General features: G+C 43.0%; 25 protein-coding genes. 9 read left to right on the top strand and 16 right to left on the bottom strand.

From position 1 onward, the window contains the following. The first annotated feature begins 11 nt into the window (after window positions 1-11). The 4 genes from B4Q04_RS05100 to B4Q04_RS05115 all read left to right on the top strand — a co-directional run bounded on the left by B4Q04_RS05100 (window position 12) and on the right by B4Q04_RS05115 (window position 6,788). Entirely contained in the window at window positions 12-506 is a 495-nt protein-coding gene (locus B4Q04_RS05100) for a CAP domain-containing protein (protein ID WP_013993379.1), read from the top strand. A 328-nt stretch (window positions 507-834) separates the two neighbouring features. Beyond that, window positions 835-3,858 (top strand): gliding motility-associated C-terminal domain-containing protein, encoded by a 3,024-nt coding sequence (locus B4Q04_RS05105; RefSeq protein WP_088696161.1) that lies wholly within the window; start codon window positions 835-837, stop codon window positions 3,856-3,858. 41 nt (window positions 3,859-3,899) lie between these two features. Then, window positions 3,900-4,823, top strand: a complete 924-nt coding sequence (locus B4Q04_RS05110) for a type IX secretion system membrane protein PorP/SprF (RefSeq protein ID WP_013993381.1) — start codon at window positions 3,900-3,902, stop codon at window positions 4,821-4,823. Window positions 4,824-4,835: 12 nt separating this feature from the next. Next, window positions 4,836-6,788, top strand: a complete 1,953-nt coding sequence (locus tag B4Q04_RS05115; RefSeq protein ID WP_088696162.1) for an OmpA family protein — start codon at window positions 4,836-4,838, stop codon at window positions 6,786-6,788. Between the two features lie 100 nt (window positions 6,789-6,888). Here the strand turns inward: B4Q04_RS05115 and B4Q04_RS05120 are convergent, their stop codons facing one another. Then, window positions 6,889-7,830, bottom strand: coding sequence for an NAD-dependent epimerase/dehydratase family protein (locus B4Q04_RS05120; RefSeq protein ID WP_088696163.1), 942 nt, complete (start codon window positions 7,828-7,830; stop codon window positions 6,889-6,891). A 64-nt stretch (window positions 7,831-7,894) separates the two neighbouring features. On the opposite strand from B4Q04_RS05120, the gene B4Q04_RS05125 reads away from it, so the two are divergent. Continuing rightward, window positions 7,895-8,389, top strand: a complete 495-nt coding sequence (locus tag B4Q04_RS05125; RefSeq protein ID WP_013993384.1) for a hypothetical protein — start codon at window positions 7,895-7,897, stop codon at window positions 8,387-8,389. Between the two features lie 64 nt (window positions 8,390-8,453). Here B4Q04_RS05125 and B4Q04_RS05130 read toward each other — a convergent pair whose 3' ends face one another. From B4Q04_RS05130 to B4Q04_RS05150, 5 genes are all read right to left on the bottom strand, one after another. Next, a complete protein-coding gene (locus tag B4Q04_RS05130; protein WP_088696391.1) occupies window positions 8,454-9,755 on the bottom strand; it encodes an esterase-like activity of phytase family protein in 1,302 nt (433 codons plus the stop codon). Window positions 9,756-9,905: 150 nt separating this feature from the next. Beyond that, window positions 9,906-10,610, bottom strand: a complete 705-nt coding sequence (locus B4Q04_RS05135; RefSeq protein WP_013993386.1) for a hypothetical protein — start codon at window positions 10,608-10,610, stop codon at window positions 9,906-9,908. A 152-nt stretch (window positions 10,611-10,762) separates the two neighbouring features. After that, window positions 10,763-11,134, bottom strand: coding sequence for a hypothetical protein (locus B4Q04_RS05140; protein WP_046287436.1), 372 nt, complete (start codon window positions 11,132-11,134; stop codon window positions 10,763-10,765). 117 nt (window positions 11,135-11,251) lie between these two features. Next, a complete protein-coding gene (locus B4Q04_RS05145) occupies window positions 11,252-12,055 on the bottom strand; it encodes an NAD(P)H-binding protein (RefSeq protein WP_088696164.1) in 804 nt (267 codons plus the stop codon). Beyond that, complete coding sequence (locus tag B4Q04_RS05150; protein WP_088696165.1) at window positions 12,048-14,333, bottom strand: M20/M25/M40 family metallo-hydrolase; 2,286 nt, start codon at window positions 14,331-14,333, stop codon at window positions 12,048-12,050. The genes B4Q04_RS05145 and B4Q04_RS05150 overlap by 8 nt, the downstream gene beginning before the upstream one ends. Window positions 14,334-14,538: 205 nt before the next feature. On the opposite strand from B4Q04_RS05150, the gene B4Q04_RS05155 reads away from it, so the two are divergent. After that, the gene (locus B4Q04_RS05155) at window positions 14,539-15,006 is read left to right on the top strand and encodes a CBS domain-containing protein (RefSeq protein WP_013993390.1); all 468 of its coding nucleotides are present in this window, start codon (window positions 14,539-14,541) and stop codon (window positions 15,004-15,006) included. A 93-nt stretch (window positions 15,007-15,099) separates the two neighbouring features. Here the strand turns inward: B4Q04_RS05155 and B4Q04_RS05160 are convergent, their stop codons facing one another. The 4 genes from B4Q04_RS05160 to B4Q04_RS05175 form a co-directional block, all read right to left on the bottom strand. After that, window positions 15,100-15,450 (bottom strand): hypothetical protein, encoded by a 351-nt coding sequence (locus tag B4Q04_RS05160; protein WP_013993391.1) that lies wholly within the window; start codon window positions 15,448-15,450, stop codon window positions 15,100-15,102. 1 nt (window position 15,451) lies between these two features. Further along, the gene (locus B4Q04_RS05165; protein WP_088696166.1) at window positions 15,452-15,943 is read right to left on the bottom strand and encodes a DUF6265 family protein; all 492 of its coding nucleotides are present in this window, start codon (window positions 15,941-15,943) and stop codon (window positions 15,452-15,454) included. Between the two features lie 61 nt (window positions 15,944-16,004). Next, entirely contained in the window at window positions 16,005-16,580 is a 576-nt protein-coding gene (locus B4Q04_RS05170; protein ID WP_088696167.1) for a pentapeptide repeat-containing protein, read from the bottom strand. Between the two features lie 78 nt (window positions 16,581-16,658). Continuing rightward, window positions 16,659-16,871 (bottom strand): DUF2945 domain-containing protein, encoded by a 213-nt coding sequence (locus B4Q04_RS05175; protein WP_088696168.1) that lies wholly within the window; start codon window positions 16,869-16,871, stop codon window positions 16,659-16,661. A 276-nt stretch (window positions 16,872-17,147) separates the two neighbouring features. On the opposite strand from B4Q04_RS05175, the gene B4Q04_RS05180 reads away from it, so the two are divergent. Together B4Q04_RS05180 and B4Q04_RS05185 are read left to right on the top strand one after the other, a co-directional pair. After that, entirely contained in the window at window positions 17,148-20,192 is a 3,045-nt protein-coding gene (locus B4Q04_RS05180) for a SusC/RagA family TonB-linked outer membrane protein (protein WP_161496045.1), read from the top strand. A 10-nt stretch (window positions 20,193-20,202) separates the two neighbouring features. Then, window positions 20,203-21,852: a RagB/SusD family nutrient uptake outer membrane protein gene (locus B4Q04_RS05185; protein WP_088696170.1), complete on the top strand. Its 1,650-nt coding sequence runs from the start codon at window positions 20,203-20,205 to the stop codon at window positions 21,850-21,852. Between the two features lie 90 nt (window positions 21,853-21,942). Here B4Q04_RS05185 and B4Q04_RS05190 read toward each other — a convergent pair whose 3' ends face one another. Beyond that, a complete protein-coding gene (locus B4Q04_RS05190) occupies window positions 21,943-22,569 on the bottom strand; it encodes a chloramphenicol acetyltransferase (protein ID WP_088696171.1) in 627 nt (208 codons plus the stop codon). Window positions 22,570-22,764: 195 nt separating this feature from the next. On the opposite strand from B4Q04_RS05190, the gene B4Q04_RS05195 reads away from it, so the two are divergent. Beyond that, complete coding sequence (locus tag B4Q04_RS05195) at window positions 22,765-23,382, top strand: collagen-like protein (RefSeq protein ID WP_123772335.1); 618 nt, start codon at window positions 22,765-22,767, stop codon at window positions 23,380-23,382. A gap of 38 nt (window positions 23,383-23,420) precedes the next feature. Here B4Q04_RS05195 and B4Q04_RS05200 read toward each other — a convergent pair whose 3' ends face one another. The 5 genes from B4Q04_RS05200 to B4Q04_RS05220 form a co-directional block, all read right to left on the bottom strand. Further along, a complete protein-coding gene (locus B4Q04_RS05200) occupies window positions 23,421-23,858 on the bottom strand; it encodes a hypothetical protein (RefSeq protein ID WP_088696173.1) in 438 nt (145 codons plus the stop codon). An 18-nt stretch (window positions 23,859-23,876) separates the two neighbouring features. After that, window positions 23,877-24,392 (bottom strand): hypothetical protein, encoded by a 516-nt coding sequence (locus tag B4Q04_RS05205; protein WP_088696174.1) that lies wholly within the window; start codon window positions 24,390-24,392, stop codon window positions 23,877-23,879. Window positions 24,393-24,608: 216 nt separating this feature from the next. Further along, window positions 24,609-25,178 (bottom strand): hypothetical protein, encoded by a 570-nt coding sequence (locus B4Q04_RS05210; RefSeq protein WP_013993402.1) that lies wholly within the window; start codon window positions 25,176-25,178, stop codon window positions 24,609-24,611. A gap of 310 nt (window positions 25,179-25,488) precedes the next feature. Then, on the bottom strand, window positions 25,489-25,890 hold the full coding sequence (locus B4Q04_RS05215; RefSeq protein ID WP_088696175.1) for a hypothetical protein: 402 nt from the start codon (window positions 25,888-25,890) through the stop codon (window positions 25,489-25,491). 83 nt (window positions 25,891-25,973) lie between these two features. Further along, window positions 25,974-26,765, bottom strand: a complete 792-nt coding sequence (locus B4Q04_RS05220) for a hypothetical protein (RefSeq protein WP_088696176.1) — start codon at window positions 26,763-26,765, stop codon at window positions 25,974-25,976. Window positions 26,766-26,826: the final 61 nt, after the last annotated feature.

Consider the following 26,826-nt stretch of genomic DNA (forward strand, 5'->3'; position numbering starts at 1 on the left):
TCATTTAAGTTATGGTACGATTCAACACTTTACTTCTTATTGCAGTTACAGTTTTAATGACTTCATGTTCTTCTTCTACCACGGAAGAAGATGAACTTTACAAATCGGTTTCTTCTACCGCTCAAGAAGTAACGGTTTCCGATATAGAAAAAGAGGTACTGGATGTAGTAAATGAATATAGGGTCTCTATCGGGCTGAATGCATTGAAGTTTAGCCAGGTTGCTTACAGTTATGCAAATGCCCACAACACCTATATGATTTCGGAAGGTCAGATCAGCCATGATAATTTTGATATAAGGGCTTCTAAATTATCTGTAGATGCCAAGGCCGATTATGTTTCTGAAAACTTGGGTATGGATTTTACGAATGCCGAAGATATTCTTGAAGCATGGAAAAATAGCCCGATTCACAAGAAGGTTATGGAAGGTAATTTTGAATACACGGCGGTTAGTGTTACCGCTGACGAGAATGGGGTACTTTATTTTACCCAGCTGTTTTTTCTATAAGATAAAAAGTATAACATACACTTAAATGGAGCAATATTAGGTTGGCCTCCTATTTCGCAGAAGTAGGGGGCATTTTTATGGCCTAAAATAAGGTGAAAAGGGGGTGGAAATGCGATGACTTCCTTCCAAATTATTGTTTTTCAGGGAATAATACGTGCGATTTAGTTTTTTTTTCCGCTCGATGAACTACATTATTGAATTAAAATATGCGAAAAGCTGTGCATTTCATCGAAAAAACATGCATTTCATGGAGTAAAAATAATAGCGTAGGCAATAACATTTAGTACAAGGGAGTTTTTTATAGGACCTAAACCAACATTCTTTACCTATGATACGTAAAACTACCTTAAGGCAAAACTTGCTGTTGCTTTTCTCGTTTGTTTGCTTTTTTTCTTTTGCTCAAGATAGGGTTTATACTAGTGCTATTACTAGTGAAAACGAAGTAGATCTATCTAACAATGCTATAGGTACCGATTTAACAACCAATGCGACAATCAGGGCGAATTCTGGTATTGCTGTGGGAATTGGTGCTTATGACGGACATTTGGAACTCGCCTATCCGTCCACACTACCGGCGAATACTACCAGTTATTTAAAAATTGAGACCGAAGACAATTTGCTCTCCAGCCTATTGGGTGGCAGTCTAGGGAATTTACTATCCGATATAGTCGGGGTACTGCTTATAGGAAACCAAGAGTTTACTGTTGAGGCCCGTAATGTCAATACTACTGTCCTTCAATCGAATTCTGGAATTGTCGATGCTTTTGCGTCTGATGAGGCAAGGGTTGTTATTGATGAGGCAGGGACTTATTTTCTTGCCGTGACCCCAACAAGCGCCTATGACAGGGTCCGCTTGACCAACAGCGTCGGATCATTGATCGGATTGAGTCAAACCAGAGATCTCGATGTTTATGGCTCTTTTTATGGCGATGGAGATACCCCATGTGGAGCTCCTAGTTTTACTTCGTACAGTGGTAGCGGCATATCGTTGGACCTTCTCGACTTAGGAGGCGCAGGAGTGACCGACCCACATTTGGCCATTGATGGCGATAGCAATACCTTTTCTGAGTTAGGACTTGGAGTTATCGGTGTGGCAGCCAATATAGAACAGACCATCTATTTCAATAGCCCGGAAGATACAGATGATTATTACTATGTAGAGATTGCTATCGACCCTTCTCTATTACAATTGGATATTGCTGACTCCATTGAGGTAATCGGTCAGAACGGTGCGGCAACACCTGTCTATACAGAGAGTCTATCGAATTTATTGGATTTAGACCTATTGGGTCTGTTACAGAGTGGTCAAACGGCCGTTATAGGCTTTGATCCTGCAAGCCCTATAGATCGGGTAACGGTGAGGTTATCATCCTTGGTCGGTGTCGGTATCGATCAGAATATTAAAATTTACGATGTGTACAGGGCTCCTGAAACACCTGTAATCACCGCTACCGCAGATGACCTAAATATCTGTGCGGGTTCGGCTACTAGCATAACTGCGGAAATTCAAAACACTACCAATACAGAGTTGAGATGGTACGATGCCGAACACAACGGAAACCTATTGGCAACCTTAAACTCGGGTGATGCGTTTACCACACCGGTCTTAAATTCGGACACGACCTATTATGTGGCCGCTGCCGAAATCGGTTGCGCCGAGGAATCTCCTCGAACCGAAGTTGAAGTAAATGTCGTTGCCATTCCGACTGCGGCCGATATTACGGTTCTGGGCAACGAAAACCCTGTTTGTTCTTCGAACAATGTAGTTCTTGTTCCTTCAAGTACGGTAAACGGAAGCTTTACTTGGTACCTTGATGGGACAAAGACCACCGAAATTACCGATGGAATGGTAGATGGTGGGGTTACTTATGAAATTGATTCCAATGGTGTTTTGACCGTAACCGGGCTGACCGAAGTGGGATCTCCGTACACGTATTTTGTGTCGGTGAAAGATGATTTGGCCGGTTGCGAGAATGTTTCTGGCGATTTGAAATCGGTAGAGGTCAATGTGGTAGATTTTTCAAAGACGGTATCTATTGATTCTGAAACTTTGATAAGCCTAGATAATCTCCTTGATATTTTTGATGGTACCAGTACGGTAGATGTAACCGGAACCGTATCGGGCGATGTTGTCGCAGGAGAACCTATTTCCTTGGCCGTAAACGGAAAGCTTTTTGATGGGGTTGTGGGAGCCGATTCATCGTTTAGCGTTGCAGTAGATGCACTCGATCTGGTATCCGACCTAGATAACACCCTTGAAGCCTTTTTGCAAGGTGTTCTTTGTAGTGTTTCCACTGAAATTTCGGTAGACCTTCCTGATTTAGTGATAGACGATGTGCTACAGGTTTTCTGTGCCTCTGATTTTGCTACCGTAGCGGATTTGCAGGTAGATCTTGACGATATCGTTTTCTTCGATGACCTCACGGCAGGATTGCAAATTGATGCCAATACACCCTTGGTCGACGGACAGGTTTATTTTGCGGGAATTTTAGATATTCCTACTTCTATACTGGCACGTGTACAGATTAGTGTTCAGATTATTGATGTTCCAACACCGACTACCGACGACACGGATCAAGTTTTCTGTGAAAGCGATAGTCCCATAGTAGGCGATATTCAAACCGACCAGACCAATGTAGTGTTCTACGACAGTGCTTCGGGCGGAAATGTTATCGATCCTTCCACCCCCATAGAAGATGGCCTTAGCTATTATGTTGCGGCGGTCGAAAATGGGTGCGAAAGCAGTCAGCGGTTGGTGGTTACCACGAGTTTGGTCGATGATGGTTCTACACCTATCACGTTGACCGGTGAATTCGAGGATGCCTGTCAAAACCGTTCGTATACCTATGTGACCAATGCCGATAAACAAAATTATGTTTGGGAGATTGTGGGAGGTACAATCATAGAGGGAGGAACTTCTACCGATGATTTTGCAACCGTAAGGTGGACCGAGTTGATCGATACCCAAATCAGCGTTTCCTATGTAGATGAATCGACATGTAGCCCCAATAAAATGCTTTCTCAAAATGTTGAGGTAGAGAGCTGTGGCGTGGTTATGGGAGAGGAATTCTGTCTTAAGGTTTTCAATGAGTTTTCCCCGAACAATGATGGTTTCAATGATTTCTTTACCATACAATGTATAGAAGATTACTCCAATACCTTGGAAGTCTATAACCGAAACGGAAACCTTGTCTACAAAGCCAAGGATTACCGAAATACATGGAACGGGCTAGCAAATGTCAAAGGCGTTTTGAGCAGTGGAGATCATTTGCCTTCAGGAACGTATTACTATTCCATTACGATTCCTGAGTTGGAAAGAAACCTCGTCGGTTGGCTGCAATTGGCTAGATAACACGCTTTTCTTTAACTATTCACACCAAACCTTTACCTATTATGAAAGCACTTTGTACTACTATAAAGATAGTTATGGTCTGCTATCTCGCATTTAAAATGAGCGTGGCCTACGGTCAACAACCTCCGCAGTACACTCAATATATGTATAATACAGCCGTATTGAATTCGGGCTACTCGGCCAGCGGTACGCTAGAGGCAACTCTTTTGCATCGTTCGCAGTGGGTCGGCATAGACGGCGCCCCCGAAACCCAGTCCCTTTCGGTACAGGGGAAATTACGCGAACGTATCGCCCTTGGGCTTACGGCTATTAACGATAATATCGGGGCCGCAAACGACCTTGATATCAATGGAACCTTTGCGTATGAGATACCAACGGGGTATACCACCAAGCTATCGCTGGGCGTCAATGCCGGGATCGATGTCCTAAAAGTCGACTGGTCCAAAGGGATTTACCAAGACGGCCTAGACCCCGTATTTGCAGAAAACGTAAATAAAATCCGACCGGTGTTCGGTGCCGGCGCCTATTTCTATAGCAGCAACTGGTATGTTGGCCTGTCTACCCACAATTTTTTGAACTCGCAAATCTACAACGATGACGAAGTAGAGGTAACGGACCGAAAAAGTCAGTATTACTTGATGGCGGGTTATGTTCTAGATCTATCCGATAACTTGAAGTTCAAGCCGGCAATTCTGACAAAGCATGTGGCGGGAGCACCTATAACCGTAGATGTGTCGGGTAATTTTCTGATCAAGGAAACATTGGCCTTGGGCTTGGCTTATCGGTATAACGATGCCATCAGTGCCTTGGCCGGTCTGCACATTTCTAAAAGCTTCTTTCTCGGATATGCGTATGATTACTCTACGACCGGTTTAAAAAGCTATAACGATGGTTCGCACGAAATCATTCTCAAATACAATCTGTTCAATGCCCAAAAAAGGGCTCTGTCACCTAGATTCTTCTAAAAACCGACAATCATGAAAAAAATAGTACTATACATATTTATGGGTACATGCCTTATGGTTACTGCTCAGAGCAAGGAAGAAAGAGCCAATTCTTATTTTGAGGATTTTAAGTTCGATAAGGCCATTGAGCTGTACAGTGATTTGGCGGCTGAAAAAAAGAGGCCTTCCCTTGATGTCATACAACGCCTGGCCGATAGCTATTTCAATATGAATAGGTATCAAGAAGCCGTAAAATGGTATGAAAAACTCTACCTGATCAAAGGTAAGGACGTCGGAGAAGGCAATATTATTAAACTGGTGCAAAGCCTCAAGGCGAGCATGCAAATCGATAGGGCCGATGAATTGCTCAGGGAGTTCTATACCGATGAGAAACGATTGAACATGATGTTGGCTCAGAAAAAACACTTGGACAGTACTCTCACACAAAAAGAGAAATACGAGGTGGTCAACCAAGCTTTTAATAGTGCTAAATCTGATTTTGGCCCTATGTTTTTTAACGATGGGTTGATCTTTGCCTCGGCGCGCGACACTATCAAGTCCAATGGGGAACTATACCCTTGGAACAAACAACCTTATTTGGATCTATATATAACCCGCCCTAGCGATGCGAGTTATGTACCCGAAAAATATCTGGAAAACCTTGAGTCGTCTTACCATGACGCTACGCTGACCTTTTCTTGGGATGGCCAAACCGTGTATTTTACCCGAAACTATCTCAAAAAGAAGAATAAACTCAGCGCCAACGAAGAGGGCTTGTCGAACATGCAGATCTTAAGGGGGACCATAAGCAATAACGAGCTTATAAATGTAACCTCATTGAGCTTTAACAGTAAAGACTACTCTTGCGGACATCCGGCTTTGAGCCCAGATGGCAGACACCTGTATTTTACATCGAACATGCCCGGAGGCTATGGTGAAAGTGATATTTACGTAGTAGACCTTAACAATGACGGAGAGGTACTTTCCGATCCCATGAACCTCGGTCCTGCGATCAATACCCGTGGTAGGGAAATGTTTCCCTTTATCAATGGAGATGTCCTGTATTTTTCATCCGATAGCCATTACGGCTTAGGAGGTTTGGATATTTTTGGGTCGGTAATTTCTTCAAAGACCGATTATTCCCTGCCCCTGAACCTAGGAAAACCCTTGAACAGCAATATGGATGATTTTTCATTCATAAGGGAAGATGAAAAAGGCAACGGATATTTTGCTTCCAACCGAGCGGGAGGTAAGGGCGATGATGATATTTATCGCTTTGAAAAAGTAAAGGCTACCGATTGTCTTGAATATTCCGGTTATGTGTTGAACCAACAAACGGGTCAACCGATCGCCGAAGCCAATATAGAACTTAAAAATACGGTCGATGAACTTATTGTCGTTCACAGAACCGATGCCTTGGGGTATTTCAATATTACCCTTCCCTGTAACAAGAAAAATACGATTGTTTTTTCAAAGGCGGGGTATTCTAAGGAAACGATAGTAATAGAAACGGGTGAAAACCCTGAAGCGCCATCTGTCGGTAATAAAATTTACCTAACACCCTTTGATAGCTTGGTAGAGAAAGAGGGCAACGTAGAGAAAATCAGGGTGAACCCGATTTATTTTGAATACGACAAATCTGATATCACCGCCCGGGCGGAAATTGAATTGGACAAGGTACTCTTTGCCATGGAGAAATTCCCCGACATCAAGATCAAGATCGAGTCCCATACCGATTCCAGGGGTACCGATAAATACAATTTGGAATTATCGGACGATCGTGCCAAATCAACAAGACGCTACCTCCTTTCAAAAGGCATCGATGCGGACAGAATTGAAAGTGCCAATGGATACGGTGAATACCGTTTGAAAAATGAATGTTCCAATGGCGTAAAATGTAGCGACCAGAAACATTTGGAAAACCGTCGGTCTAATTTTATTATCGTTTCCAAGAAGGCCGATGAGAAACCTTATGCCAAAAAATAAGATGAAAATAACACCTCCGGATAGCTCTTTTATTATTTCGTGGGCTTGGAATTTTATTTGAGCATTCGGATTTCTGCGTTAGATTGTTGGAATCTTTGTCTTAGGGAGCCAAATTTTCCAACATTTCTTTCGTAGTGTTTTCAAGATCGAAACGGGCTTGCCAGCCCCAATCGGTACGGGCTTTTGAATCGTCAATGCTACTGGGCCATGAATCGGCGATCGCCTGGCGAAAATCGGGCTTATACGATATTTTGAAATCCTTGATGTGCTTTTTAATTTGCTCCGCAATTTGAGCAGGGGTAAAGCTCATGGCCGCTAAATTGTATGAAGCGCGCACCTTTACGTTTTCCTTATCGACTTCCATGAGTTGTAGTGTGGCCCTTATGGCATCGTCCATAAACATCATGGGCAATTCAGTATCTTCCTTTAAAAAACAGGTATATGTACCTTCCGACAAGGCCTTATGGTAAATTTCCACCGCATAATCGGTGGTACCTCCTCCGGGCATGGTCTTCCAACTGATAAGTCCGGGATAACGTATACTTCGTACATCGACCCCAAATTTATGATAGTAGTATTCACACCAGCGTTCACCTGATTGTTTGCTAATGCCGTATACGGTACTGGGTTCCATTATGGTGCTTTGTAAGGTATGTTCCTTTGGGGTATTCGGTCCGAAAACGGCAATACTTGAAGGCCAGAATATTTTGTCAACTTTCTTCTCCTTACCTAAGTTGAGTACGTTAAAAAGCGAATTCATGTTCAGGTTCCAGGCGCGCATCGGAAATTTTTCCGCGGTGGCGCTCAACATGGCCGCCATCAAGTAGACCTCGCTGATTTCGTAATAGGCCACAATTTCTTCAAGGGCGTCGTAATCGGTAGCGTCCAAAACCTCGAAAGGCCCAGAATCCATCAGGTTTTCGCTTCCCTCGCGAATGTCACTGGCAATCACGTTTTCCTTACCGTGTTTGTCACGAAGGGCCAATGTGAGCTCTGTGCCTATTTGACCACAAGCACCTATGATTAGAATGGATTTTTGCATTAATGTGGCGTTAAATGAGTTGTGTAATAAAGATAGCGTTTCTTAAAATTTGTACATTCGCTTTATGAAAAGAATCTTCTTTTTTAGTGCGATGCTGGTTTTGTTTCTTTCCTGCAAGGAAGAGAAACAGGAATCGACGGCTGAGAATACCGAAAGCTATGAGATAAATACCGAAAACTGGGATAAAAAGCTAGCGGTTAAACCTAAGGCCGAAGCCATTCTGAAGGATTGGGCGGAGTTTGCCGCACTCGAAACTAGTTTTGATGCGCTCTATACGGTGGCCAACCGTGACGACCTGAACTTGGTGATCGAGAACCTTGTGGCCAAACAAAATGAGTTGGAAGAATCTACCTATCCCGAAGCTTTCAATATTCCACAGGTAAAAAGTCGACAAAAGGTATTCAAGACCTACGCGCTAAAAGTAAAGGGCGATTTGTTTTATAGAACCGATCCAGAGGAATCGGTTGTTCAAATGATTGAAGCCTACAACGCTTTTAGAAACCAGTTCAATGTGGTCGTAAACAATACCTTGGATACCGATTTGATTTTAGACCTCTAAAAAAAAGCGACTTACACAAGAGTTGGGTAAGCCGCATTTTATTTGAATCGGGAAGATAGGTCAATTAGAAATTTGCCTTGACCAAGTAAAGTGAACTGGCATCTATATCGGTACTGCCCGGAAGTATTTTCTGTTCTATAACGCCATCCCCATCATTGTCGGAAACGGTAAAATCATCATCGTTTATAAAACCAAGCGTATTGTCGTCAACAAGCCAGATACCTTCTAGTTTGTCGTGGCGATATCCGAATTCGGCTACCAAATCAACTACAAGTTCTTTCTGAACGGGCACAATGTTTGCCTCGGCCAATTCTTCGGCTGTAGATTGTTCAATGGTTTTGTCTCCGACCATTAGACCGAGTTCATTTTTTGGGTTGCTACCACTTATATCGGTGGCCCCTGCCAAGTTGATTTTGTAAATATGTTTTTGTGCGGCACCTGCTCCTGCAAATTTGCCGTCACGTTCAACCACTAAAAACTCGGTGTTGGAGATTGCCGTAATTTCAGAGTTTGAAAGATTGGCCGTTTCTTGAACATACACGTACTGTCTGGTGTAGCCTGTTTCCAAGTCGAATGTTACGATACGGGTAATATTCGATTGTATTTTTTCAGGATTGTACATGGTCGATTGCATAATGCCTACCAAAGTCTTTTCATCTGGAGTAACGGCAAGACCTTCCATTCCTCTGTTCGCCCTTCTTTTGGCAAAGACAGCAGGCAGTTTTCGGTCACCCGTATCTTCGTTTACACCTATCGGGGATATCCTTTCCAATTGAACGCCATTGGCATTATAATGGACAATATGTGGCCCGTATTCGTCGGAGACCCAAAACGTGCCGTCTTTTAGGGCAACGATACCTTCGGAATCTAATCCGAAATCATCGAAGGCAATGGCATTTCCATCGGCATCGTAAGGAATTTCCCCTGTGGCTCCTTTTCCTTCCGGATTGGGTATTCCTGAAATTAACTGGCCGGAAGGGTCTTTTAAAAGAATTTCCTCCAACAGTTCGATTTTTCCAGATTCGGTTACCCTATAATGGCCGATACGAGGGGTATATGAGGCTACTGGAAATTTTTTTCCATCCAAATAATCGGTATTCGGTCCGCGGTCGGTTATAGCGTAGAATTCGTTGCCTTTGGTAGGGTGGGAGGTAGCTCCGGAACCGAAACCTCCGTTTCTAATTTCGACCGTATTGTTTATAGTGGATAGAACGCTGTAGGGTAGTGGGTATTGGGTGTTTGCTTCAAGGACTTCCGCCGGAGATACTTCAACTGGCGTGGTGGGTCCGCCACCTATAAAGTCGTCAATGTGGTCACAAGAATTTAGTAGGCATAGGCCTACCATGAAAATCAATAGTTTTTTCATCGTAAAGTTGGATTTAAGGTTATTTAAATTGCCCTTAAAGTTCCAATATTCGATGCAGGCCAATGTTAAGCCAGAATAAACAGATGGTTATAAAAAAGCGCCGCACACTGCAAATTGCAATACGCGGCACAAGATAAGGTTATATAAAAGTTACTCCTTTTTATCTTCCTCTGCAGGTGAGTTTCTTCTAGATTCAAGAGCCTGCTTGCTCAAACTGGCCAAATTGAAATTTGGGTCCAAGGCAAGGGCTTCGTCGATTTTTGCTATGGCAGCGTCTATGTTGTCTTTGTTGTTGTCAAATATGGTAAGCGCCTTTAAATGTAAAAAGGCCGCTTTTAAAGGTACCTCATAAGGTTGTTGTCTTTCATAAAAGGCATATTTCATATCGTCTTTGGCATTTGCTATGCCGTAATCGATATTGATGGTAGCAGAGGCAAGGTCGCCGGTTTGGATTTTAAGATCGGCCAGTTCATAGGCCAAGTAAGGGTTTGGGGTTCTCTTGAAAAGTTCCTCAAACTGCTCTAGGGCACGCTTGGGTTGGTTGAGGGCCTTTAGTGATATGGCCTTCACTTGTACGGCCATGTCAGAATCGGAAGCCTCTTTTTCAATACCGATGGTATTCAAGGCCTGCATATGTTGATTGTTGTTCGCATACACAAAGGCCAAGGTGTCTTTGCGCTCCTTAGAGGGCGAAATCACATTCAGATGGGTTAGCGCGTTGATTACCCCGTTTACATCACCCTGGAGCCGCATTTCATTATAAAAGGCCTCATAGTGTTTCTGTAAGTCGCTTTTCGTTTGTGCTGTTGCTGAAAAACCGATGCTCAAAAGCAAAACGGCGATAATCTTCTTCATGTTTCCTTATTTATGGTTCTTTAATTTTTCTTCAGGTGGGCAAAATTAAGAATATTATCGGTATGTAGCTGTGAATAAAAGCATAATGGAGTTTTGGGCATAAAAAAAGGCGCCGTTTAGGCACCTTTTTTGATATAGTTTTACATGTTGTACTACGCAACCAACGAAAGCTCGTTGTTTCGGTACGATTTTAAAAGCATGGCGTAAAAAGCAATACTTTTTGGCTCTTGATCTATACATGACCCCAAGAAGTCGTATAGATGCTTATACCACAGGTTGGTCGACAATGTTGGAATACTAAGATTCACTTTTTTCGGATCATAATCATTGTCATCCATGACGATGTCCATTTCAACCCTCCGTCTATGGTAATCGATAGACACATGAACTGCGTTGTAGTGGTGTTTTAATAGCGCTACATGCAGGTCTTTCATTTTTTGGGGAACTTTTTGCTTGGTACAGCTCGAAGCGATCAGATTTTTGATTTCAATCAAAATCTGGCTTCTTAAACCTGAATTTTCCATGGCAAATAGTTTTAATTTAGGCTCCAAAGTTAGTCTTAAATCGACGAAATGCAGGGTGCGTTAACAACTATTGGCCGAGTTTGTTGTGAAACGTGCCAGAGCTGTTGTGAAACGAATCTACAACGTTGTCGTAAATTTGAATTTCTTAACATTTGTAAGGGTTCGCGAGTGAATTAGCTTTCCTTTTGCGTTTGTATTGCTATCATATTCAGGTGGTTGAATTTTGTTTTGGAGTGCTTGTAAGGTATAGTACTCAATTTTTGTAGGGTGATACGGGAAGACGGCATTGAACAATTCCGACCACCAATTTTTCGTAACTATTTGAACGATGATTTCTATGCAATCGTTTAAATGGATGAGGTTGATAGGGGCCTTGCCGTTCTTTAAGTTTTTTCGTTTGGAAAGCATGGTGACCGGATGCCTATTTGGCCCGATCAAACCTCCGAACCTGATGACCGTGGTCTTGAATTCTTCCTCGTTTTGAAACAGCCGTTCGCACTCCAAGAGCTGTCGGCCCGATTCGGTGGAAGGTTGGGGAGGGGTCTTTTCGGTTACTTCACCATCTATATCGCCATATACCGAGGTGCTGCTCACGAAAATAACATTTTTGATGGTCGAGGCTATGGTGGCATCGCGTACCAACTTCATTTTTTGAACGTAGTTTTCGCTATTGCCGCCCCGAAGTTTAGGGGGGACGTTCAAGATGAGCGTATCGGCATCGCTAAAAAACGAATGGATGTCCCCGGTGATTGCGGTCTCGGAAAGAGAAATCTGAAAAGCCTCGATTCCTTGGCCGGATAAGGCGTCGAGCTTGCTTTCCGAAGTGGTGCTTCCCTTTACGCGATACCCTTTAGTTATAAAGGTTTTGGCCAAGGGCAGGCCGAGCCAGCCGCAGCCCATAATGGCTATGGTATTATTCAAATTTGATTGTTTTTGTGGTTATGATGGCGTCATTGAGTACAAAGGGCATAGGGATACTGTTTTCGGGCCGTTCCGGTACTTCAAAGAGCGGGTGGGTCAGAAGGTCGTTTGACGCTTCGTAAAATGTAAGCTCGAGAACACTGTCTTTTGGGATGGTGATTTCAAGTTCGGTATAGGCGTCGTCAGTGATGTAATGGGTAACCAGCTTTGTCGATTTCCGTTGGTTGAGATAAAAAGGGGATAGCTCAAGTTGATTGACCTTTACCTTTTTTAAATTCGTGGTTTTGGTAAAAACATCAAGCCGGTTTACGTGGCGTTGCGGGGTAACGCATAGTATTAGCTTTCGGTCGTTTCCGATGAGCGTGTCTTTTAAGGTTTCTATGTTCGGACCTTCGATAGTTTTCAAAGGGGCATTTGTAGACCGCGTGAATACGGTGTTGTACTTACTGCCGATGGTATGTTGGTTCAGCTTTTCGATACTGTTATTGCCTTCCCCTAAAAAAGTTTGGTTCCACGTAATGGGTACTTGGTCGTAACTGGCCCATTGGGCCGTTTGGCTATCCGTATCTAGAATGTAGACCAGACTGCTCGGTTTACCGTTTTCGGTATTGAAGCCTGAGTGTATATGGGCGTAGGCCATGGCACCGATAAAAACGAGCAGTGCCAAATAAGCCCATTTCTTTTTATGTCGGTACCTAGCAAATAGCGGTAGCAAGAGAAAGAAGGTAAGCGTGACCAATAAGGTACAGCCGACCAACATCTTAAGGCCGAGTCCCACAGGGAAACCTTTGACCAAGGGGGTGTACAGCCATAGGGCCGGTAAACTTAAAAACAGCAAGGGCAGCACATCGGGAGCCTTTTGGTTTATGCCTACATAGCCCGCGGCAAGAAGGGCGAATACGGGTATGGTAAAAAAGCTTGCCCCTGGTAAATACTGGGCCATAAGCCCACAGATTATCAACCATAGCACTAAAGGGGCCACGAGCAAATCGGCCGTTGTTAACTTCTTGAACTTATGATAAATGCCAAAACAAATGGCTATGGCAAGACAGGCAAAGGCAAAAATATAGGCGTAGCCGTTATACGTAAAGCCGTGCAGCATGTCCTTGTATTCGGGGTAGGCCCATTTTAACGCGGGCCAACTGAAATACCCGACGAGGCCATTGGTAATAACGGAAAGAAGCAAGGGGACAAAACCGGCAAAAACTCCCTTCAGTGTCAAGGCCCCTTTTCTAAACCCATATATTAGAAGACCAATAAAGGAAAGAATGGCCAATAGGAACATGGGCCAAATCCAATCAAAGGGATAGGAAACAACACCGAAAAGGGGCATGTTAAAGTAAACGTAGTCATTGGGACTTTGCAGTTGGCTGAGGTCGGTTTGGCTAAAATGCTCTAGTAAGGGGGCTAGGTAACTACCTTGGTGGGCCAATGTTTTTTTGTCCAGGCGTTCGTAGGCATCTTGGGCGGTGTGATAATCAAAGTGATCGTCGATAAAGGCAAAGTTGAACCCTTGGATATCGCGGTCTTCCCTAAAAACGGTCAGATCGGTATCGTTCGGAAGCATTTTATAGATGCTGTAATATAGGGAGTTTGCCATGGGGTATTTGGGGTTGGCCTTGATAAACTCACGTATTAAATGTTGGTTGCCCCTATTGGTTTCAATAAAGGTATAGCTTGGCCCTCCGCTTCCCCTGGCCTCGAAATTGAGTACAAGGCCCACATCTTTGGCCCATTCGTGCCGGTTGACGAAGAGGTCGGCTCCGTTCAAACCCAGTTCTTCCCCATCGGTGAACAATATGATGATGTCGTTTTTGGGTTTTTGCTTTTCCGATAGAAAGGCGCGTAGCCCTTCTAGAATGGTTGCCACGCCGCTACCGGCATCACTGGCGCCCAAAGCGGAGTGTGGATGGCTGTCATAGTGCGAAAGTAGAAGTAAGGCCTTACCGTTCTCGGTTCCCTTTATTCGGGCGATAATGTTTTCGGGTTTGCCCATATTCCCCCAGTCGCCGACCGCATAATCGGTTTGCAGGGAAGTTTGCAATCCCATTTTTTCCAATTCGGAAACGATGTAGTCCTGGACCTTTTTATGCCCGGGAAAACCCACGGCATGGGGCTCTTGGGATAGTTTTTTTACGTGTTTTAATGCGCGATCGGTAGAAAAGGCCGATGCCGCTGTGGAACTATCTTCTTGGTAAACCGGCATTGAAGTGTGAAACCCCCAATAGATGGCGGCGACCAGAAGTAGAAAGGAGAGGGTGGCGGGGAATTTTCTCATTTGTTAAAGTTCTCAATTTTAAATATAAAATTCTAGTCGAATCCGGTTTTTTTGAAAAGGGCGGATTTTTTTAAATTGGTATTATTTTACATAAATTAAGAATAATCTAATAGGTAATACGTCGAATAACTGAATATTTTATTAAAAAATTCATTATCTTTAGTAATTAACCTAATCTGCCGCTAGGCAATAAAAACTATACTATATGGGAATAAAAAGTTTTCAAGGCCCTCGGGCAAAAGTCGATGTCAAGAAAGAGTATGACGCGCCCATATTGGTTTCAGACTACATGACCAAGAAACTGGTGACATTTAAGCCTGATCAGTCTATTCTAGAGGTTATGGAGCTGTTTACCAAGCACAACATCTCGGGTGGTCCTGTCATGGATGACAATGGTTTTTTGGTTGGCATTATCTCAGAGGCCGACTGTATGAAGCAGATTTCCGAAAGTCGGTATTTCAACCAGCCTATTCTAGACAAAAGTGTAGAGAAGTTTATGACGAAGGAAGTTGAGACAATTCCCCATGATATCTCAATTTTTGACGCCGCAAGCATCTTTGATAAGCACAATAGAAGAAGGCTTCCGGTTATGAAAGACGGTATTTTGGTCGGTCAGATTAGCCGCAAGGACATTGTTATTGCCGCTCTGAAATTAACAGGCCACAATTGGTAATGTCACGTTCTCCCCAAACGCATAGCCAATAGATGAACACGAGTGCTTTCCTATGGAAAGCATTTTTTTTGTGCTAGTATGGCCCCGAAGTACTTATTCCCGCTTTACGATCATATAGACATCGTTGTCGAGTGGTAGGTAGCCCAAGTCGTACACAAAGTAGTAGACCGTGCCTTTTTTGGTAGTGTAGAGGTTGGTGATAAAATCGAAATCGAAGCCCTTGTCCAACAACTTTGCCTTGGTGGTAGTGGTCTTGCCGTCTTTTAGGGGGAAGCTATCTAAAATCCGGTAGTTCTTTCGCAAGCGGTTGTTCGTATTGCGAATGAGGTTGTTAGCGTCTTTGTTCGCCTTGTTGTGGTAGGCGTTTCGGCAATAGTCGGAACAGAATTTTTTGTCGATACGGCCTATAATTTCCCGGCCACAATCCAAACACTTTTTTTTCACCTTATTCTTTTTTAAAGTTAAAGGTTACCTCCTCGGCGGAACCATCTTCGTCGCCGATTTGGGCGTAAATATTGATTTCGTCATTACTTACCTTTTCGAAGGTAAATCCTTCAAAATACACGCGCTTACCGTCTACTTTTACCAATTTGAACGATTGCACTTCGTCTTTCTCTTCCCATCCCTTTAAATCACCGTGAAAATGCTTGAGTTCATATACTAGGGTGTTGTCGAGCTCGCGAATGTGTCCCAGTTCATAAAAACCAACTTGGCCGTCGGATACCAGCTTAAAGGAAAACATCATGGAACCTCCCAATGGAGGGCCCCATATTTCTTCGGTAATACCCCCAAAGGCTTCGCCCGACCAATGGCCTTGCATCCAAGAAATATCGTTTAACGTGGCCTTCGGCGACGCGGCCCCTTCCGGAAGTGCCGTAGTGTTTTGGGCATGTGCGGCCGATACAACAAAAAATAAAGCACAAATAAAATAGCGCATGGTCTATAGGTTTACGGAGTTGTAAGATACATAATTATCCGTTTTTAAACGCATTCAAAAATTAAGGCTCTATTGATAAGTCATATTTGTTTAAGAGGCCAATAAGACCCTCTTTTGAGAAGCGGGCTTTTTTGATATTGTTTTTTTCAGGGTCTATATTAAAGTTGATGGCCGTTCTAAAATCGGCCTTTTCTAGGTCGGTGCGTTCGAAAATGGTATTTTCTAGGTCGCATGAGTCGAAAATGGCATTTTTGAGAAGGGCCTCGGTAAAGTCCGTTTGAATCATTTTACAGTCGACAAATTGTTGCTTTGTTAAAGTGAGTCCGTAGAAAGAGGAATAGTTGAGCGTGCAATCGTTAAAACCAAAACCGATGAGAAAGGTATTGCAATCTTCAAATTTGAGTCCCATCATTTTGCAATGGGAGAAGGATACCTCCTTAAAAGTGGTATGGCGAATGTTGGCATTGCTGAGGTTACAGTCGATAAACTCACATTCCATAAAATTTTGGTTGTCGAGGTAGGCATCTGAAAAATCGCAACCTTCAAAAGTGCAGTTTTCGTAATCCCCTTTGGGCAGTTTGTTTTTGGTCAGGTCGCTTCCCTTAAAGGTTTGGTCGGCAATAAAGGGTTTATCCATAATCAGGTCAATTGATGTGCAATTTCTTGAAATGCCTTTGAATATCCTAAAAAAAGCATGGTTTCGTCTTAAACCGTATCAATCGATGCGTTCAACCTCACTCTCGAGCTTCAATACATCACTGCCGTCTTCCTGTTTGATTAAGAGGGCTTTATTGTCGGCCGAGCCGTTGCGGGTAATTTCATGATTTTCGATTTTTCGGGTGACCGATTCCGAATATGTGTCTTCCACTTTTCCTTGGGCCTGGCCCGAACCCCATTTCCACTTTACCTGTGTTCCTTTTCTGATCATAGTGTCCGTAATGATGTTTTTCCTAAGAAAAGAAATGGATGGCACATTAAAGGAAGCGATAGGGGGAAATGCTGACCCAATCGAGAAACGGTACGTAGCAATTCGGCTATGGCGCTTAGGGTCAAAATTCTAGGGATATAGGTAAAGGGATGACAGCGGTCGATTATGACAAAAAATGGGCCTGCCTTATTTACCCCCTTTTTTAAACCTCATTTTCCACCTCAAATATTTTGTAGTTGTAGTTCTTTGGGTCAGAAACTATTTAACTCAATAATTATGAAAAAAACCAACCCTAAATTTAAGACATTCATACATGGCAAGACTTTGCTCTGTATGATGTTGTTTTTGACAAGTTTGGCCGTTATGGGCCAAAATTCGGTGAGCGGAACCGTTTCCGATAGCAATGGACCTTTGCCGGGGGCCAATGTAATTGTAAAAGGAACCAATAACGGTGCCCAAGCTGATTTCGATGGAAACTATGCCTTGGACAATGTTGCCGACGATGCCTCTTTGGTGTTCAGTTATGTGGGGTTCAAGACGAAGGAAGTTGCCTTGAACGGACAAACGGTCATCAATGTAACCTTGGAAGAAGATGCAGAGTCTTTGGAGGAGGTTGTAGTAGTGGGTTACGGAACCCAAAAGAAAAGTGATTTGACCGGCGCGGTAGCAGTGGTAAAGGGAGAAAAGGTAAATATTGCGCCTACCCCAAGTTTGACGCAGAATCTATCGGGAAAATTACCAGGGGTCATTACTCGACAGGAAACGGGCAAGCCTGGTGCCGATGGAGGGGAATTTTTGATTCGAGGTAAAAGTACCTTCGGAAACAACAGTGCACTTATTTTAGTCGATGGAGTGGAGCGTAGTATTGATCGGCTCGACCCGAACGCCATAGAGAGTATAACCATATTGAAAGATGCCGCTTCGGCCGCCATTTATGGGGCACGTGCAGCCAACGGTGTGGTCTTGGTAACGACAAAGCGCGGTGCCTTGGGTGCACCGAGCATAAGTTATAACAGTTCCTTTGGTTTTCAATCTGCGGTACAGGTACCCGAAATGCTCAACGCGGGCGAATTTGCCGAGTATTTTAATGAAGCCAGTTTGAACAGTGGCGATAACCCGGCTTTTACAGATGAACAAGTACAGCAATACCAAAACGGAACTTTGCCCAGTACCGATTGGTGGGGAGAGGTAATCCGTAAATCGGCACCGATCCAACAACAAGGTATTACCGTAAGTGGGGGTGGCGAAAGGGTCAGGTATTTTACAAGTTTAGGTATGCTCGATCAAAAAGGGTTGTATGAAACCTCTTCTTTTAAAAGGTATAATGTAAGGGCCAACGTAGACATTGATTTAACCGACCGGTTTACCCTCGGAATCGATTTGGCGGGAAGAAAAGAGAAAATAAGCGATTCAAGTAATTCACCCTTTAATTCACTATTGAATTCCCAACCCACCTCGCCGGCGTATGTGCCCGATAGTGTCGAACCAGGTGGATTAGGCTATAATGGTGTGAATATCAATCCTATTGGCGAGGCGATATATTCAGGGTATAAAAGGACCAATTGGAACGTGTTCCAAGGTAATTTTAAATTGAAATACGATATCCCCATTGAGGGATTGACCACTACTTTCAAGTACAATTATGACCATTCTTTTAAAAACGAAAAGGAGTTTAAGGAGCCTTATACCTTCTACGTATCGGATCCGGTCAATAATATCTATACCCCATTCAATAGCATTTCGAACATTACGTTGACCGAGGGCTATGATGAAATCGTGCAAGAGACCACCCAGTTTTTTGTGAATTATGACAGGGCGTTTGGGAAGCATAATTTAGGGGCCCTGTTCGTTTATGAGAAGGTGGACAACGAAAGGAAAAATATAGAAGCAGGCCGCCAAGGTTTTGTTTCGCCCTCTATTGACCAGTTATTTGCCGGTGGGGCAACGGGCCAGATTTCTGACGGAACGGCCTCTGAAAGCGCAAGACAAGGTTATATTGGACGTGTAACATACAGCTATGCGGACAAATATTTGTTTCAGGCCAATGTAAGGCATGATGGGTCTTATAACTTCCCAAAAGATAAAAGATGGGGTACGTTCCCCGCTTTCTCTGTGGGTTGGAAGATTTCGGAAGAAGGATTTTTATCGGGTGTGGATGCCATAGAGACCCTAAAGCTTAGGGCTTCATGGGGTAAGTTCGGTAACGATAGGGTAGGGCCGTTTCAATTCTTGTCGGGCTATACCTTTAACTCAGGGTCCGTCATCGGAACTTCGGGGGCGTATAAGCCCGGTATTCAAGATACGGGCATTCCCAACCCGAACATCACATGGGAAACGGCAACGGCCAAAAACCTTGGTTTGGATTTTAGCCTTTGGAAAGGCCGTCTCTCGGGTGAATTCGATATTTTCAGTAAGCGAACCAAAGACATCTTGATTGCCCGAAATGCTTCCATTCCAAAAAGCTTTGGTGCCAGTTTGCCCAAAGAAAACCTCGGTATTGTAGATAACAAAGGTTTTGAATTGGCCTTGACCTACAAGGGGCGCATCGGTGAGAATTTTAAGTTTGAGCTGTCGCCCAATATGACCAAGGCCACCAGTGAGGTCATCTTTATCGATGAGCCCGAAGACGTTGAGGATAGAATACGAAAAACAGGCCGACCCTTTGATCAATTGTACGGATATACTTCCGAAGGCCTCTTTAAATCACAGGAAGAAATAGATGGATGGGCCGACCAAGATGGTCAAGGCAATGCCTCGCTTAAAACCGGTGATATCAAGTACAAAGACATCAACAACGATGATGTTATTGATGGTTTTGATGTCCAACAAATTGGAAAGAGTGTTATTCCAGAAATCGTATATGGCCTAAACCTATCCATGTCTTACAAGAACCTTGATTTGAACGCCAGTTTTCAGGGCGCTACCGATTATAACAGCTATGCCTATATCGGTGCTTTTAGCCTAGGGTCGAATGCCATTCGCGAAAGGGTTTTGGATTCGTACAGGGAAGGAAACGAGAATGCGACCTTCCCTCGGGCCTATTTCAATACACCCCCGAATAATGAGCGTACCTCTACCTTCTGGATGATCGATGGATCGTATTTAAAGTTGAGAAATGTAGAAGTAGGTTACAATTTGCCCGATGCCGTAATGGATAAATTGGGAATTGATTCGATTCGTTTCTTTGTTTCCGGAAACAATCTCTTGACTTTTTCAAAATATGACTTCTATGATCCGGAACGACCTTTGGAGGAAAGTGGCAATTCCCTCTATTATCCCCAGTTACGACGGGTAAACCTTGGTTTTAGTGTAAATTTTTAAAATTAAAAAAATGAAAAGGATAAAAATATATATGTCCCTGGTCGTGATTTTTGCATTTGCAATTTCATGTGAAGACGGATTTTTAGAAAGAGAACCCTTAGATATTATTAGTGAAGACGTGGTCTATAATGACCAAGGTTATGTAGAATCTGTTCTGTATCGATTGTATAACTATATGCCCGTAGGTTTCCCGGGAAGGGGGCAGGACAATCAGCCGGGAAACAATGCCTATGGTTTTTCTTCCATCTTGGATAACAATACCGATATAGCCATGACCAAAAGTGCTTGGATCGAAACGTGGAAGGTGATTCGTCCCGGTTTGATGGATGCTACCAATAACCCTTTGGACAACTGGGAAACCCTGTACAAAGGAATATACTTGGCGAATACCATTCTGGCCAATATTAAAGATAGCGAGTTGGATGATGAGGTCAAGGCCAGGGTTACGGCAGAGGCCCGTTTTGTAAAGGCGTTTCAATATTTCGACCTGGCCCGAAGATATGGGGCCGTACCCTTGATCAAAGAGTTGCAATCGATCGATGATGAACTATTGTTGCCCAGAACCCCGGTAGATGAGATTTACGAGTATATCGATCAAGAGTTTACCGCTGCTGCTGCCGATTTGCCATCGGTATCGGAACTTCCCGATTCTGAAATCGGAAGGGCCACAAAAGAGGCCGCATGGGCCTTTAACGGAAGGGCCCAATTGTTTGCTAAAAACTATGCGCGTTCCGCAGAATTGTCGAAGGCCGTCATTGACGGGAACGGGTACACCCTGTCTTCAGATTACGAAGGTTTGTTTCAAACCTATGGCGGAGATCCAGAGGTTATTTTTGAAGTCCTTTTTAACGGTACCGACAAGGGCCATTCGATGGATAAGGTAATGCTGCCGTTCAGTTATAGGGCTGATTGGGGTTCGCAATGTAACCCTACGCAAGAGTTTGTAGATAGCTATGAAATGGCCAATGGTCTGCCGATTACGGATCCGGCATCTGGGTATAATCCCTTAAAGCCTTACGAAGGAAGGGACTCAAGGTTCTACGCTACCATATTGTATCAAGGAGCCGATTTTATGGGCAGGAAAATGGATTTGCTTTTTCCCGACGGGGTAGATGCCCCTTTGCGTACCGGCCTACATACCATAACCGGCTACTACATTAGAAAATTTATGGATCAAAGCGCGCCTTTTGGTGTTGATTTTGGACAAAGCAAGCAAAGTTGGATAGAGATGAGGTTGGCAGAGGTATTGCTGAACTATGCCGAAGCACAAAATGAGGTAGCAGGTCCAGATGCGTCGGTCTATGATGCCATCAACAGGGTGCGTACAAGAGCGGGTCAGCCCGACTTGCCCGCAGGACTCTCAAAAGCCGATATGTTCGATAGGATCGTACATGAGCGCAAAATTGAATTGGCCTTGGAGGGTCACCGTTTTTGGGACCTTAAACGATGGGGCATGGGCGTAGAAGTATTGAACAATAAAATCTTTACGGGAATGAAGGTACTGGATGTCGACCCTGTAACTGGGGAAATGGAACTAGAGCCTTTTCCAGTTGACAACAGGCCTGTTACCATCTACTCTGAGAAGTTTGATCTGTTCCCGGTTCCTCAGGCCGAAATTGAAAAGAATCCTAATTTACTTCCGCAGAACCCTGGTTACTAGGGGGCAGTTTATAGTGAGTTGCATGTTAGTTGAGTTGAAAGGGTTACGGAATATTTCCGTAGCCCTTTTATTGTACTCGAAGTTTTGGCGTTATTCCAGCATTAGGTTTTGAAACTTCTCGAGAAACTGCGCTACGTGATACCCGTCTACCAAGGCGTGGTGTACATGAACGGAAACAGGCATAAACAGTCGATCGCCGTCGGCAGTCATTTTCCCAAAAGTAATCTTCGGACAGCTATCGGGCCGGGCATAGTGGCGGGCGTGTGAGATCGAAGTAAAATCCACCCAAGGAATGGCCGAGCAGTGCACTACATTCTCTCCCGATTCTTCAGGCGGCATGAGCCGGTCTGAATTCCGAACCTTTTCTATGGCCGGTAGGGCCAGGGCAAGAAAATCTTTAAAGTCCTCGCGATATTTTACATGCGAAAAGCCAAAAGCACCATTTTTTTTGTTGATGGTCGGCGAGGCATTAATGGTCTCGTACTCGTACAACTTGCCATAGACGATCCGGTACCTGAATTCAAGCGTTCTGTTTACGGCAACCAATGATTTGTGCAAGTAGGATAGAAAAAAGGAATGACCATTAGTCTTTGCGGCTTTGTAGGTTTCCGTACAATCTATTTTTGTGGCAATGCCGTGAAAGGGCTCGTCAAATTTGGAAAAGAACTCAAAGTGGTCTTTTCTATTCCACGTATCGATATTAATTTCTTTACGCATACTACGTTTTTAAGGAAGGGATTTGGTTTGTCCGTGAAAAATACGCAATGCCGGGGGAAACGGCATAAAGAGATGCTTTTTTTGGTTGGGACCAGAAATGGGGAGTCTGGGAGAAATGGTTATTTTTTCTTCCTGATGTTAACCTTTGCTGCTGTTTGGGTATGAAGTAGTACAACAAACAGATAAAATTGAAATATGAAAACTACTGTAAAGATTTTGACTAGTATGGTAATGGTATTTACGATTGCATTGGCCTCATGTTCCAAAGATGGTGTGAATGGTGATGCCGGAGCACAAGGGGAAACAGGTCTTCAAGGACCCCAAGGGGAACAAGGCCCAAAAGGGGATAAGGGAGACCAAGGCGAACCAGGGACTGTCAATGTAATGTATAGTGACTGGCTGGACCAAGACTTTAATTTTAGCGATGAGGCAAGCTACAAATCAATGAGAGTTATAGAAGCTAAACTGACTCAAGATTTTTTAAATAATGGCGGTATTGTATTGGGCTTTTACAGAAGTTCGAATAATGCGGTATACCAATTGCCCCTTGTTTTTGACCATGCGAGCTTTGCCATACGTCGTGATTTTGTGGCCATCCATTTTTCTGATTACGGAGAGGTTCGGTTTGATGTAAATTCTATAGACGATACGGATCTTTCGGAGCATGAGCTTACAGGCTCATCCATTGCCGAACCGCAGTACAGATATGTCATGATTCCCGGTGGGGTGAGTCTCTCAGGGCGTTCTTCTCGACCGAATTTTGAAAAGATGTCGTATGAAGAGATCGCGGCGTATTTTGATTTAGAGGATTAAAGGACCGGGCCATACGCTTTAGGCTTTGGTATGGAATTCTATACGGTTTTGAAGTACTTACTTTTTAAGTCTTTTGTTTTTAGCACATCGCAGCCCAAAACAAAAGTTCTGTAGGCGGGCCTTTCTGGTCCGAAATAGGGAATCTCATCTTGAATGAATTCAATATCTCGTTTTCTTAGTTCTTCGGATAATTTGATTTTCTCTTCCTTTGAAGTTGTCATTCCGATACAATGGGTTTTCGCCCATTTGTCCGATTGAATTTGATCAAAGGCATAGGCGATCAACTCCTTTTCCGTATTGAAAATTTTGATGTTTTCTTTGATTCCGCGTTCGGTGTAATACCAAATGAATTCGCCCTTGATTTTATCGATTCCGAACCCTTCGAGAATTGCGTTTCCGTTTATGGAATAACTATTAAAATTATAGCAATGCCGCTTCATCCAGGTTTCTAGCTCTATTTCTGTTTTGGGAATCATTATGGGGCAATACAGGACTTATTTGAATTCTTTTAATTCGTTTTTGACCATTTTTTCAAGTCGTTTCATTTCGTCTTTGGAATTATACAGTTCTATAAAAAAAGATTCGCCATTTATTTCGGAACCTACATGAAGTGCAAAGATAAGTTCATCCTTAACGATAAGCCCCAGCTTTTGGCGGGTTCTCATGCCAATGCTAGATAGGTTTTGTATTTCGGACCGCCCTTTTGGGTTTAATGTAAAAGATAGTCCGCACTGTTTTTCGGATGCTTTAAAATATTTCTGCTCCAGACATATTCGTTTAACCTTGTCAAAATTACCGATAGGTAACCAAGGTCTTTTTTGAATAAAATAGTATTCGTTAGGCTTATCTTCTAGAACCCTTTTAACGCCTGCGGAGTCGTTTAATAGATATATGCCCGATGGTAAAGTCCCTGGTTCCGTTTTCGGTTTCTCTTGCGATAGGTGCATTCTATTGGGGCCTATAACGGACAAAAAAAGAACGATGGATAAGGTTTTTATAAAAATGCTCATTACGTAGGGGCTGAAAGTTTTGGATTTTTTGCAAAGGTTAAATGCTACAAGGTCATCTTTCAAGAGTGCGGTTAGTTTTTTCTTTCTTTATCCCTTTGTCATCTTGATGATCTAAAAATCAGGAAAACCTTGTAATCTCTTGTGTTTTGCCTCTCGGTTTGTTAGAGGCAGAATCACTTTGCGGTATGGGTCTGGGTCCCGAGCTGCTTTTTGGTTCTAAAATCGATATCCAATGCGGAGGTGTAAGTTCGCGGCGGCGTCTCCTTCGTTTTCAGAAAATCCGGCACTTTTTGCGAAAGAATAGCGGTAACCAATTCCAATACCGGCTTCGTAGTTCAAATGATTTCCGATATTTCTTCGAATTCCCCAAGTGGGTATTATTGTCAGCTGGTTAATAACATTAATGTTTTCGTAATTCGATATAACGAACCAATCGGGCAAAAAACTGGTTTTTAAGGAAACAAAATTACCTGCATTATCTGCCGTATTTTTAGTTTTTGAAGCTCGTTTCTTTAAGTTGTAATACCACCTTGGTTCAACCGAAATGGTGGGAATCAGTAAATATCCTGTTCCATCGTCATAAAAAACGCTGCCTCCGAAAAAACCGGCATCGAGCCCCACTTCACTTCTCAAGGCAAATAGGTCACTTAACTTACTTTCGTTGTGAAACCAGAGTCCTAAAACCCCTGTTTGTATCCCATATGTCGATTTTTCAACGGTTGCGTCTTGGCATTGGGCGGAAAAGGCCAAGGCAAATAATGTCAGGAACAAAAAAGTTTTTTTCATAAATTCTGTTTGTTTTAGGGTGAAGCTTATAGCTCAATTTCTTTTAGTCACCAAATCTTTGGGTTTTGCTGGGCTCGCAAACATACACGGGCCATTAGTTTGTCACATACCACCCTAATTTGTTATTAGGGTGTTGACAAATATATTGTTCCGGATGTTGTTTTTGGGTAACATCAATTTATAGTCTTACTAGATGAAACCAAAACTACTAAATTTAAACTCTCAATAGCCCCAAACCCTATTTGCCCGTCTCGGTCTGAATCTAAAGCGGTTGCCCATCACAGTAAAAAAAGCACTTATAATGGTGCCATTATACGCTTTGTACATTTTCCTTGTCGCTAGTTTCTTTCTCAACGAGCTCGAAGTATTTATCTTTTCCTATGGTCAGATAATACAATGGATACAAAAACACTAGTCCCGCTATGATGCCTAGTATCATGATCTTCGTAAGCACAAGAAGTAGTGCCAATAACATGAAAATGGCTTTAGCGACACCCTCATACTTAAAAGTATTTAGGGTAAATGTTACGCTTTGTGCCTCGCTAAGGTTTACAGTGCGTTTTTGACTCGTACACCAACCGGCTTTGGCATAAATTTCGCATGGACCGTTTTCTACTTCATATTCTTGGGTTCCCTTTTTTATGGTGCCATGGTCTTTTTCGTTGATGTATATTTTTGCTCCTGTGGCACTTTCTATTCTGATTATTCCCATTTGCTGTATGTTTTAAAGGGGGTTCTGTTTATTGGGCACTGGGCCAAAATCCGAAGGAATTATAGCGCATTCTCGGCCCTAACTTATTTTCTGAATAGTTTTTTCCAAAATCCTTTTTTCGCCTCTTTCTTTTCGGGGGCAATATTTCTTACTTTATATTCTGCGTTTGAAGCGATTTCCCCTTCTTTTAATTTCTCTTGTTTTTCAATTTCCGCAATTTGTTCCATGGCGGCTTGCCGGTATAGTATTGCTCCCTCTGGGTCGCAGTTCAACAGATTTGAATAGCAAGAAGATTGGTTTAAGTCCAAGGGATTGGGCTCCACAACTTCTGTTGCCTCTAGCAGGCCTAAATCATGGTCTTTCGCATAGTTTAAAGCCTTTAAAAACACCTTGATCCTGTCGTACGAAAACAAATTGTCCAGTTCACTTTTGACTTCAGGCTTATTTTCATAATCTTCTAATAGCTCAGCTACTTTGTTGGCAGGAATATAAACGCCCGAACAATAATTCTCTATAATGGCATTGTGCACTTGTTCGGTTAACCTTTTACTGGGCACTATTTCATTCCATTTTTTGTAATACGCCTGAAGAAAAGGTTTCTCGGAAAAGGAAAGGGCAGCGCCTCTAGTGTAGAAAAATTTTTCAAAAAAGCCTTGGACAACGGCAACGTAATAGCCATGGCTTTTGTCAAAAATATCATTCTGCTTGGTTTCTAAAGCTACGTTGATCGTGTTCTCATACTTTTCCTTGTAGAAATCTTCAATTTTATTTTCGGTTGCGCGTTTCTCTATTAAATTTTGATTGTCGAGTACGTCAAAATACCATTCGTTTATTTGCTTTTCCGATATTGGATGATAACTTATATCCCAACCCATATTTGTTTTTTTTTAAATTATTTATGGTTATTACTGCGATCGTATTTTATAATAACTCAAA

Origin of the sequence: Zobellia sp. OII3 (assembly GCF_002211465.1) — a bacterium.
Taxonomy (GTDB): Bacteria; Bacteroidota; Bacteroidia; order Flavobacteriales; family Flavobacteriaceae; genus Zobellia; species Zobellia galactanivorans.